The organism is Paraburkholderia bannensis NBRC 103871 (assembly GCF_000685015.1).
Classification (GTDB): Bacteria; Pseudomonadota; Gammaproteobacteria; order Burkholderiales; family Burkholderiaceae; genus Paraburkholderia; species Paraburkholderia bannensis.
In genome coordinates, this window is record NZ_BAYA01000016.1 from 139,000 (window position 1) to 150,532 (window position 11,533).

Consider the following 11,533-nt stretch of genomic DNA (forward strand, 5'->3'; position numbering starts at 1 on the left):
CCTTCCTTGCGCATGACCTCTGCTCGTCTTCCGCGCGGTTTCGGCTGCGCACGCGCGGCGGTTTTGGCGCATCACACTCCGGGAGCGGGACGCTTGGCGTCTCGCTCCCGGTTGCCGTTTACATCGGCAAATCCTCTGTTGTCCGAAGTAACCGAATTAATCGAACTAACCGGACGAAGCCCGCACGCGGCAAAGCGCATGGGCCTGGTCGGCTTAAAGATCGTCTTTGCGCGGCGTCGCGAGCAGTTGCGACGATTGCGTGCCCTGGCGCGCGAGTTCGTTGCGGCGCCGCTTGGCCTCGTACATGGCCGCATCCGCGGCACGCATCATGCCTTCCAGACTTTCGCCTTCCTCGCAGCTTGCCCAGCCCAGCGAGAAGCTCAAACGCGGCCCGCCGTAGAACTGATTGTTCAGCTCGACCAGTTTGCCGATGCTGTCCGCGACGATTTCCGCGTCGCGTGCGTCCGCGCCCGGCAGGAGCATCACGAACTCGTCGCCGCCGATGCGCGCGGCGTGGTACGGCTTGCGGATCGCCTTGGCCAGCACTTCGCCTGCGCGGCGTAGCAGCGCGTCGCCGGCCGCATGGCCGAGCTGGTCGTTCACGGTCTTCAGGTTGTCCATGTCCAGCACGATCGCGCTGACCGGGAACGGCCCCTTGCGTTGCAGGCGGTTCAGCTCGTCGACATAGAACGAGCGGTTCTTGAGCTTGGTGAGCACATCGTGCTTGCCCAGAAATTCGAGGTAAGCCTCGGCTTTCTTGCGTGCCGTGATGTCGGTGAGCGCAAGCAGCACAAGATCCCATTGCTCCTCGTGGCCGGGAAAAACCGAGAATTGCAGGTGCACGTTGAGCTCGCTGCCGTCGAGCGCGTAATTGATGACCTCACGCTGCTGGAACAGCCGACCTTCCCACAAATCGAGCAATTGCTCGCGAAAATGCGGGCGCATGTCGTCGCGGAAGATCTGCGGCAGGCGCGCGAGCAGCGTGGCCTTGTCGGGCGCGCGATACATGCCGAGCGTGTAGTGATTGACGTCGAGCACCTGAATTTCGCTCATGCAGCGCTCGACAAACTCGGGATGCACGTCGGTGAAAGTGCGGAAATCGACGATGCCCTGCATGCGGACTTCGTCGAGCAACTGGCGGATCGCCGAAAAATTCTCGACCCACAGCGACACCGGCGCATGTTCGAAAACACCGAGCGCGTATTGCTCGCTCGCCGCCGCGCGCTGGCGCGCATCCTCCAGTGCGGACACGTCCTCGATGGCCACGAGCACGCGGCTCCAGTCGTTTTCGTGGCCCGGCAGGATCACGCCACGCAGCAGGATGTCCATGCGACGGCCGCTGAGCGTGTAGTTCACGCTCTTGCTTTCGAAGGTGGCACTGCCTTTCCACATCTGTTCGAGCTCGCCCACGTGCGCCTGGAACATGTCGTCGCGCAGGACTTCGGCGAGGTGGGCCGTGAGCTCGTCGTGGCTGCGCGCGCCATAAAGCGCGAGCGTATGCTGGTTCACCTTGAGCACGCGGATGCAGGCGGAGCATTCGGCCACGCGGCGCGGATCTTCTTCGAGCCACTGGCGGATATCCGTCACGCCCGCTTCGCGCCAGCGTTCGAACAGGGCGCGGAGCTGGCTATAGTCCTCGAGCCACAGGGACGTGGGCGTGACGTCGAAAAAGTCGAGCAGGTCGACGCCCATACTGGCAAAGCTGGCGGCGGTGGCCGGAGTGCCTTGTTGCATGTCGGGTGCAAAGAAAGAGGTTGAGGCGCGCCGCGATCCGTGCGGCACGCTATGCGCATCCTACCCGAATACGGGGCGCATGAAACTGCGTTCATAACTCACGATGCAGCGGGTTTCGTCGGCGTACTGGAAGGCCGCCTGGCAGTCGGCGTCGTGGCGCGATTGTTCGCGGTAGGTTTCGTAGGCGGCAAGGCTCGGGAACGAAAACAGGGCGAGCGCGATATTGTTTGCGCCTTCGCTGGGCAGAAAATAACCGTGATGCTGGCCGCCGAACCGCTCGACGAGGGGAATCCACATTTTGGCGTAGGTCTCGAATTCGGCGAGACGGTAGGGGTCGATGACGTAGCGCAGCGTGCAGGTGATCATGATTGGCGATGAGTGTGCAGGTTGGAACGATCTCCGATTCTAGTGCAGCGGCGGCCGGAATAATGGCCGCCTTTTTCGCATCGCGTGAGCGCAACAGGCGGGCGAATTCAAATGCAGGCGCATTGAAGTCACGAGTCTATGGATTCTTGCTCGCTTCTGGTTCGCTGAGATTGTTCGCCGGAGACCGGCTGCTCTCGTTGTCGTCGATTTCAATTTTGGCGCTGAGCCCTTCGTGACCGTTCGCGCGGCTCAATAAAAGAGCGCGGAGTTCCGGACGAAGCCCGTCTCCGCGATGAGTCACCAGTGCATGCAGCGATAGCAATGGAAGCATGATAGACCTCGCTGAAGGATGGCAAGGAGCACGTCGGCAATCAGGCTTTCGTCGCGATTGCCAGCGTGACTTTCACGCTACCGCTGTGTGTTTGCGCGGTCACTCCGTTTCTTGCTATTGAATAGACCCGTTCCTGACGAGTGATTCCACCGCATTCTCCCGGGTTTGACTGGCAGTTTGACTGCGGAAACGAGATAAAACAAAGAGGATTACTTATCGTTAAGTTCCTTGCTTTTCGAAAAAACAGTGACGGTAACGTGTGTCAGAAGGCCCGACGAGCTTTACGTGCGAACGCCCGTGCTAGCCACGGCTCACAGGCGATCGCTCACGCCTTGCGCCGAACTCATGAAGTTGACGCTGATTCGCGCCTCCACGATGCCGGGTTCCTTGGGCACACAATGCACCCAGTCCTGCTGGGATCGCCCGCCCATCACGACAAGGTCGCCGGAGGAGGGTTTGAAGGTCATGGAGCTGCCGCCTTTTATCGGCTTGATCAGAAACCGACGGGTTGTTCCAAGCGTCAGCACGGGTACGATGCATTCCAGCTTTCGGCACGAGCGATGGTCGCGGTGCCAGCCAGTGCTGTCCTGGCCATTGCGATAGAGGTTCATCCACAAGCCGTCATAAACCACGCCGTAGTGACTTGAGAGTGCACGAACGGCCTGCAACAGGCCTTGCTGCGGTACGGCGCCAAGATCCTGATACGCCGCCGTCATGCGCGGCTCGCGAAAGACCTTGTTGAACATTCGCCGATCGTGTTCGAGCCAGGGCACGCTGTTGCGCATCTGCTCATAGAGCAGGGAAGCCCCCGAAATCCAGCCAGGCACGATGTCCACCCAGGAATGCGCATCGAGAGCGAAACGCTTCGCCGTCTGGAAAGTGGTGTCTATCGAAAAGCGGGTTTCGCTCTCTCCAAATAAATCGCTCTGGGCATGGATGGCGTTGAGGGGTTCGGTGAGTGTATTCATGGCGCGAATCGACCGCTTTCGGCGACCGCCAGGGGGCGCACGACCGGGAGCGATGTCAATAAAAGTGATGTTCAGGTTGAAGTGCTGTGCTCGATGGCATGCCAGACCCGCAGTACCGAGTAGCCGCGCCAGGGCCGCCATCTTTCGGCAGCCTGTGTGGCGGCGCGGGCATTGCTCACGCCCAGGGCCTTTTGCAGCGCGACATCACCGGCGGGGAACGCATCGGGCCAGCGCAAAGCGCGCAGCGCGATGTACTGCGCCGTCCAGTCGCCGATGCCGGGCAGGGCGCGCAAATCGGCACAGGTTGTCTCGACGTCCACGCCGGGATGCAGGGCGATGCGGCCTTCCAGGATGGCGTGAGCGAGCGCGTGCAGCGCAGCCTGACGTTGGCGCGTGATGCCCAGTCGGCCCAGTTCGTCGCCGCTGGCTGCAGCCAGAGCGGCAGGGGTGGGAAAGAGACGATCCAGGCCCGCGACCGGCGTAACAATGGGATCGCCGAAGGCCGCAACCAGGCGCGCGCCCAGCGTGCGTGCAGCGGCCACGGTGACCTGCTGGCCCAGCACGGCGCGCACGGCCAGCTCGAAACCATCCAGTGTGCCGGGCACGCGCACACCGTCGCTCGACGGGAACGCGGCGTGGAGCGTCGCGTGAATGGCGATTGGATCGGCGTCCAGATCGAGCGCGGCGCGCACGCGGTTGATCACCGTGGGCAACGCGGCGGCCAGCGAGTCGCTGACCGTCAGCATGGCCTGAGCGCGATCCTCGTCGAAACGTACACGCAGCCAGCCGCCATAGTGCTGCGTGCCCCGCATGAGGCGCAGCGTGCGCGTGAATTCCCGGTCGGCCACCTGCTCCACGCCGGGCAACGCGCGCCGGCGCAAGAAGCCGAGCATCGCCGGCACGTTGTAGGGCGGTCGCCAGCCCAGGCGCACACTTACGCCCAGACCGTCCGGCGCCGACCTTGCGCGGCGCAGGGCGCTGGGGTTCAGGCCATAGTGACGCGAAAAGGCGTCGTTGAAGCGCCGTACGCTGGCAAAGCCGCTGGACAACGCCACCTGGGCCATCGGCAGCTGGGTGTCCGCGATCAGTTGCTTCGCAGCCAGCAGCCGCCGCGTTTGCAGGTACTGAAGCGGAGAGACACCAAAATGCGCCTCAAAAATGCGCCGCAAATGGCGATCGCTGACGCCCAGCTTCTGCGCAATCTGGGCCATCGTGCCGCCGCTGGATTCTCCCGCAGTCGTACCCGCGGAAGGCATTGGCTTCCAGGCATCGGGCTCGTCCATCAATCGCGCAGCCTGGAAGGCCAGGATGCGTGAGGCATCTTCCGTGCTCCATGACGCCGCGCGCGGCGCCAATTCGGGACGGCAGCGCAGACAAGGTCTGAAGCCGGCCGCCTCGGCTTCTGCCGCGTGGCGATAAAAGCGCAGGTTCTCGCGACGCGGCGTCTTGACGCGACAGACCGGCCGACAATAAATGCCGGTACTGGTGACAGCCGCGAAAAACGAGCCATCGAAGCGCGCGTCATGCGCCTTCAGCGCCAGATAGCAGGCGTCGCTTTCGGGGGGGGTAGATGAGGGCAGGCATGAGGAGCATCGTACATTCCGCTCGCCTGTGAGGCTCGCCATTTTCGGACATGTGCTTAGCCGCCTGGGTGTCCGCAACTCGCCCTGGGCTTCGAGGATGACGAAAGCGTGGATGCGATGGCGTGACGACTACCGCCCCTCACGGGCGTTGACAGCTTTGTAAGATACGTTAATAATGAGACTCATTATCATTTTGGGTGTGATGCTCGCTCATCCCGTAACAATGTGACAGGCTCGCACCGCGACTCCGCCCATTCTTCGTTGATCGCTGCCTTTATCAAGCACTACGAAGATCTTGTCAGCCATGTGCGGCGTCGCTTCGGCGATCGCGCGTTCGCGTGCGACGTGGTTCAGGATGTCGGTGTCCAGCTTCTGCAGCGGCCGCCTGACGAAGCGGTGCACACGCCGCTTGCGTTTTTGCGGCACATGTCCATCCATAGGGCGATTGACCGGTGGCGAGGGGACGAAGCCCATGCGAGTCACACGGAATCGACGGGCGTGGCGGTTCCCGATACGCGCTCGGACGATAACGATGGAGAACAGGCCCTGAGTTACCAGCAGACCGTGCAGGAGCTGGAGCAGATCATCAATGCCTTGCCCGAGCGATGTCGCGAGGTGTTTATCCTCCACAAACTGCACGATCTATCGCAGGAAGAAGTGGCGGCGCAATTACGGATATCGCGTAACATGGTGGCCAAACATATGGCCCGAGCGATGACGGCCCTTACCCCGATCCTGCAGAACACTCTGCATACCTAGACGGCAAATGCCGATGTTGCCTGAGCCTTCCCGTAGTCACGATTCGACATCCCTTCAAGACGGCTCGCTCGACCCCTTCAAGGATGCGTTGCGTGCGCGCTATCCGCTTGACGTGGTTGTGCGTCGGGCGTCGCGCCGGCGCACCATGCAGCGCGTTGCCGGCAGTACGATGCTGTCCGTCGCAGCGGCCGTTTCAGTCTGGTTTGCCGACCCGGCTTATCGTGTCGATACGCTGCAGACTGCCGTGGGCGAGCACCGCGACTGGTCGCTCGCGGACGGCAGCCGGCTTGCGCTCAATACCGATTCGTTGGTGCGTGCCGAATGGCATGTCCGCTCCCGCCGTTTGCTGCTCGATCGCGGCGAGGCCTCGATCGAAGTCGCCCATTCCTCATTGCGCTCATTGCGCCCACTGGTGACGTACGCAGGCGATGTCGTGATTCACGATGTCGGGACGACGTTCGCTGTGCGGCGCGATGCTGCCGACGTGCAGGTTGGCGTCGTGTCGGGTTCCGTAGCGGTCGCCGCAGGCACGCAAGCGCCCGTCAACCTCAATCCCAATCAAGCCGTTACCGTTGCCGCCGGTCATATGGGCTCACTTGAGCCATTCGATCCGGTTCAGGCTTTGGGCTGGCGCGATGGTCGTCTGGTGTTCGACGGAACGCCGTTGAGCGTCGCCGTCGCGCAAATGCGCCGTTATCGGCAGGCGCCGATCGACCTCGATCCTCGCGCGGCCAACCTGCGTGTGTCCGGCCAGTTCGATACCGCCAACATCGACGCGCTGCTGGATATGCTGCCCCACGTGCTGCCGATCAAGGTCAAGCACGACGCCAGTGGCGCGGTCATGATCGCGCATCGCTAGTCACCTGCTAGTCACCCGACGCGCTTCAAAAAATATTTTCGCCGGGACGTCAACAAAAGCACCCGTCCATCCGGCAACCCTTGTGAGAGTCATCGATTTATAACGATTCAAACAAGGAGCGGTGGGATGGGGAATTCTGGGCGCCATGCTGGCTTGGGGCGCATCGCGTGCGTTGCGGTTGCGAGTAGTTGTCTGTCGGCCGCCGCGTGGGGGCAGGGTGGCGAGCTTGCATCATTCGACATTCCGGCGCAGCGTCTTGACCGCGCGCTGAATGCATTTGCGCGGCAGTCCAATGCACAACTGCTGTTTTCGACGGCCAGCGCCGAGCAGGCATCGAGCCATGCCGTGAAAGGCAGGATGACGCCTTCGGCAGCGCTGGATCAGTTGCTGATGGGATCCGGGCTGCGCGCCCAGGCAACGGGCGCAAACACGTTCACGGTAGAGCGTGCAGCGCCCACATCGCCCGCATCGCCCAAAGCCGATCCGGCTGCGAGCCACGCAGCGCAGCCCGTCGAACTTGCTGCCATCGCCATCTCGGACGATCGAACGCATAGCGACCTCGTACGTCCCACCCGGCAGATCACGGTCATTGGCCGCGACGAATTGCGCGACCTGGAAACCGGCTCGAACAATCTGGCGACGGTGCTGAGCAAGGCCGTGCCTGGCATGGCCGATTCGAGCCATACGATCACGGATTACGGTCAAACCCTGCGCGGCAGGAACATCCTCGTGCTGGTCGATGGCGTGCCGCTGAACACCAATCGCGATTCCGCGCGCAATCTGGCCAACGTCGATCCGAACAACATCGAGAAAGTCGAAGTCCTGCGTGGCAGCAGCGCCGTCTACGGTGCGGGCGCAACGGGCGGCATCGTGTCGTTCACGACGCGGCAGCCCGGCGGCGAGCCGCGCGCCGAGACGACGTTTTCCATGACGTCGCCGCTTTCGCACCTGGGCAGCGGCGGCCTGGGCGGCACGGTGCAGCAGTATTTCGCGGGCAGCCACGGCCCCGTCGACTATGAGTTCAACGTCGACGCGCAGCACATCGGCAGCTCATACGACGCGCGGGGCCATCGCATCGCGCCGGAACCGAGCCAGGGCGACCTGTTCGACTCGAACGTCTACAACGTAGAGGGCAAGCTAGGGTTTCGTATCGATGCGAACCAGCGCATCGTGTTTTCGGCAAGTCACTTCGACGCGAAGCAGGACACCGACTATGCAAGCGATCCCTCGGTGGCGAAGCTGACGCCCGGCACGGTCGCCGCGCGCGCAAAAGACGGGCTCCAGCTCGACGACCAGAACCGTATCCGCAATACCCAGCTCAACCTGCAATACAGCAACAAGGACGTGCTGGGCAGCGAGGTGGCCGCGCAAATTTATTATCGGGACTACTACACACGTTTTGCGCCGTTCGACGCGCGTGCCGTTGCAACGCGCGGGAACAACATCGACCAGGTCATGCAGGACTCGAAGGTATTCGGCAGCCGCCTGACGATCACGACGCCGCTCGATCACGCTGGCCGCACGAAGGTTCAGTGGGGCGCCGATTTCAACCAGGAGCGCAGCGACATGCCGGACGATATTTTCTCGCCCACGGCATACGATGCGAGCGGCGGCCTGGTCTATCGCAAGACCGGCACGCTCATGTATCTCCCGCCGCTCACGACGACCAGCGTCGGCGGATTCGCGCAACTGCAGCACAAGTTCAACGAAAAATGGTCGGCCGAAGGCGGCGTGCGCTACGAGCACGCAAGCGCGAGGTTCGACAGTTTCGTGCCGCTTTCGCAACTGCGCCTCGCGAAGAAGTACACGGTGCCCGGCGGATCGACCGACTACGGCGCGTGGCTGTTCAACGCGGGGGTGGCCTATGCGCCAGTTCCGGGCCAGGAAGTCTACGCGGCGTTCAGCCAGGGCTTCCAGTTGCCGGACGTCGGTCTGCAGTTGCGCAATGCGACCGCGGGTTTCGACATCCATTCGTCGAGCCTTGAGCCCGTCAAGACCAACAACTACGAGATCGGTTGGCGCGGCAGTCTTGGCAAAAATGCCGATGGCTCCATCGCACTGTTCTATACGACCTCGGAACTTGGCGACGTGCAGAGCTTCAACAACGGCTTGATTCTCACGCGTACGGCCGAGCGCATTTCCGGCGTCGAAGCGACGCTCGACTATGCAAGCGACGATGACAAGTGGGGCGCAGGCGGCACGCTCACTTACATTCAAGGCCGCGAGCGCCCGCAGAACAGCGCGAACTTTCAGGACATGACGGGCTACCGGATTCCGCCGCTCAAGCTGACCGGCTATCTGGAGTACCGTCCGACTTCTCGCTGGAGCAACCGTCTGCAGGCGACGTTCTACGCCGCGCGCGACTACCGGCTCAACGACAAGATCAGCTTTGGCCGCATGGATGTGAGCAGCTATACGACCGTCGACCTGATCTCGCGCTATCAGGTCACCAAGAAGGATCGCGTGACGGTCGGCGTCGAAAACCTGCTGAACCGGTATTACTTCCCGCAATACAGCCAGCTCATGCGCAACAGCAACAACACGAGCCACCTGCCCGCCGCAGGCGCCGTGATGACGGCCAGCTATACCCATCGCTGGTAAGAGGGCGGCGTTCGTTGCCAGTTCCAAACTGCAATATATCTTTGGTGTCGTACACAGAGCGTATGTCCGGCCGCCCCTCATCACCGGACATAGCGCTTTCACCTGGCTTGAAGTTCGCCACGGCAAATTTCGGGCTTTCTGGAACGTGTCAGTGCTGCTGCGTTCAGAGTTCGCCGTCGCACGATCCCTTGCAGAATTGCAATATCTCCGGCGCGCCCACCTCGTGTCCTCAATATCGATTAAACGCTCAAATATAGGGAGGAATCATAGCTGCGCTCGCAGCTATGAGTAATAAACGTAAGGCAAACGTTTGCCGTAGAAAACCAGCCAATAATCATCCGGCATTAAATGGCAACGATTATTGGATACCAGGACTTTTACTGATCTCAGCGCCATTTTTTTGGGTTGTTTATCAGCAAGCCGTTGACTACAATTGCGGCGCGAATTGCCTTACAAGTGCTTAGCAATTCTTACATGCTGGGGTCGGGCGGACATCGGAATGATGGATACCACGGGCGTCGAAATAGCAAAACACGTAGCCTTCGATCCAGATGGCATGAGCTTGCGGGCCGCCACGGCGGCGGATCGGGATTTCGAGTGTGCGGTGTTCATCAGCACCCGCGTGGAAGAATTTACGCGCACCGGCTGGGAGCCGGAGCGCATCCGCAGTTTTCTGCAAGAGCAGTTCCAGTTACAGCATCAGTATTATCAGCGGCACTATCCCGACGGCTGTTTCGACATCGTCGAAATGAATGGGGTGGCGATTGGGCGGCTTTATCACGCGAAGCGCGAGGAGCCGTCCGGCAGCGAGTTGCGCGTGATCGATATTGCGCTGTTGCCGGAATGGCGCGGCGGCGGCATAGGCACGCGATTGCTGCATGCAGTGCTGGCCGAAGCCTGGCAGGAGCGGTTGGCAGTAAGCCTGTACGTGGAGCGCAATAATCCAGTGCGAGCCTTGTACGACCGGCTTGGTTTCATGAAAATCGGCGAGAACGGGGTCTACGAAATGCTGCGACGCCCATGCGCGGCTCCAGCCAACGAGGAAAAACCATTAGGCATCCTTCGGACTGTTGTTTGACCCGGACTGTGGCCGCCAGAAAATGCAAGTATCACTAAAGAATAATTCCAGCTTGCCGTAAATCAAAAAAAGTAGCTGTATAAAAGTCAGTACAAACACATGAGAGCGGCGGCGCGAAAACAACCGTGCCGCTGGATACACCAAAAGAATGCAGGTGCGATGGGCTAGCGGCGTCGTCAACGCCGTATATCGTGCCGACCGCCGGGGGGCGACGTGTCAAACATACCGACTCATGTCGAGCTGAGCGCCGCGCTCGGCCAGATTTTTACGCTGGCGACCGCGGACGACACAGCGCGTCCGCTCGTGCAGACCCGCCTCATCGCAGCGCCGCAAGGCGTCGCCATGGACGATAGCTACGAATGCTATAGCGCGCATTTCGAATTGCCCGCGCAGACCCAGCTCCCCCAGGATACCTACCGCTTCATCGCCACCGACGGCTGCGAGTGGCATTTGTTCGTCACGCCGACGCTGCCGACGAAAAGCGGCGCGGGCGTGCTCTGCGCCGTCGTGCATCGCGAGAAACCTTCCTCGATTTCCCTTCCGGATCACGCCGCGAACGCCGTTTGAAGCGCGTCGTCCGGCGATTTTTGCCGCATGTCCTAACCACTCTCTGGAGGCAGCATGTCCGATCCGTATCTTGGTGAAATTCGTATGGCTGGTTTCAACTTCGCGCCGCAAGGCTGGGCACAATGCCAGGGCCAGGTGATGTCGCTCGCGCAGAATCAGGCGCTGTTCGCACTGCTGGGCACGACGTATGGCGGCGACGGCATGCAAACCTTCGGGCTGCCCGACCTGCGCGGACGTGTGCCGGTTGGCTTTGGGGAAGGCCCGGGCTTGTCGAACATCGTGCTCGGTCAGAAGGCGGGCAACGAAACGGTCACGCTCAACCTGAGCCAGTTGCCCACCCATAACCACGAGGTCACGGTCACGCCGCCGGCGGCAGTGACGGTGCCGATCAACATTCCCGCATCGACGGCCACCACGGGCCAGCAAAGCGAGCCGGGCACAAACGTCGTGCTGGGCAGCGTGAACTCGGGCGGCCGTTCGGGCAACTTCTACGTGGCCGGCGACGGCAACACCACGCTCAAGCAGTTCAACGCCACGGTGAACGCAGGTGCGCCCACGGTCGCGGTTCAGACGGCCGGCCAAAGCCAGCCGTTCAGCCTGCGCAATCCGTATCTGGGCGTGAATTTCATCATTGCGCTGCAAGGCATTTTCCCGACGCGCGGTTAATCGTCCGTCGTTCGTATCGCC

Annotated in this window: 10 protein-coding genes; 6 read left to right on the top strand and 4 right to left on the bottom strand. The window is 61.6% G+C overall.

From position 1 onward, the window contains the following. Positions 1-213: 213 nt before the first annotated feature. The 4 genes from BBA01S_RS42415 to BBA01S_RS24060 all read right to left on the bottom strand — a co-directional run bounded on the left by BBA01S_RS42415 (position 214) and on the right by BBA01S_RS24060 (position 5,024). Positions 214-1,692 carry a sensor domain-containing diguanylate cyclase gene (locus BBA01S_RS42415; RefSeq protein ID WP_042297777.1) on the bottom strand — a complete coding sequence of 493 codons (1,479 nt, stop codon included), beginning with the start codon at positions 1,690-1,692 and terminating at the stop codon, positions 214-216. A 102-nt stretch (positions 1,693-1,794) separates the two neighbouring features. Further along, positions 1,795-2,100: an NIPSNAP family protein gene (locus BBA01S_RS24050; protein ID WP_027818694.1), complete on the bottom strand. Its 306-nt coding sequence runs from the start codon at positions 2,098-2,100 to the stop codon at positions 1,795-1,797. A gap of 642 nt (positions 2,101-2,742) precedes the next feature. Next, positions 2,743-3,399 carry an alpha-ketoglutarate-dependent dioxygenase AlkB gene (locus BBA01S_RS42420; RefSeq protein ID WP_052391857.1) on the bottom strand — a complete coding sequence of 219 codons (657 nt, stop codon included), beginning with the start codon at positions 3,397-3,399 and terminating at the stop codon, positions 2,743-2,745. 71 nt (positions 3,400-3,470) lie between these two features. Continuing rightward, on the bottom strand, positions 3,471-5,024 hold the full coding sequence (locus BBA01S_RS24060; protein WP_084162496.1) for an AlkA N-terminal domain-containing protein: 1,554 nt from the start codon (positions 5,022-5,024) through the stop codon (positions 3,471-3,473). A gap of 219 nt (positions 5,025-5,243) precedes the next feature. On the opposite strand from BBA01S_RS24060, the gene BBA01S_RS42425 reads away from it, so the two are divergent. From BBA01S_RS42425 to BBA01S_RS24090, 6 genes are all read left to right on the top strand, one after another. Further along, entirely contained in the window at positions 5,244-5,741 is a 498-nt protein-coding gene (locus BBA01S_RS42425; protein ID WP_245641565.1) for an RNA polymerase sigma factor, read from the top strand. Between the two features lie 145 nt (positions 5,742-5,886). Next, the gene (locus BBA01S_RS47000) at positions 5,887-6,600 is read left to right on the top strand and encodes a FecR family protein (protein WP_167336040.1); all 714 of its coding nucleotides are present in this window, start codon (positions 5,887-5,889) and stop codon (positions 6,598-6,600) included. A 126-nt stretch (positions 6,601-6,726) separates the two neighbouring features. Then, a complete protein-coding gene (locus BBA01S_RS24075; RefSeq protein WP_042297780.1) occupies positions 6,727-9,201 on the top strand; it encodes a TonB-dependent siderophore receptor in 2,475 nt (824 codons plus the stop codon). Between the two features lie 499 nt (positions 9,202-9,700). After that, on the top strand, positions 9,701-10,279 hold the full coding sequence (locus BBA01S_RS42430) for a GNAT family N-acetyltransferase (RefSeq protein ID WP_052391858.1): 579 nt from the start codon (positions 9,701-9,703) through the stop codon (positions 10,277-10,279). Positions 10,280-10,492: 213 nt separating this feature from the next. Beyond that, positions 10,493-10,846, top strand: coding sequence for a DUF6916 family protein (locus BBA01S_RS42435; RefSeq protein WP_042297781.1), 354 nt, complete (start codon positions 10,493-10,495; stop codon positions 10,844-10,846). 54 nt (positions 10,847-10,900) lie between these two features. After that, entirely contained in the window at positions 10,901-11,512 is a 612-nt protein-coding gene (locus BBA01S_RS24090; protein WP_027818697.1) for a phage tail protein, read from the top strand. Positions 11,513-11,533 lie beyond the last annotated feature (21 nt).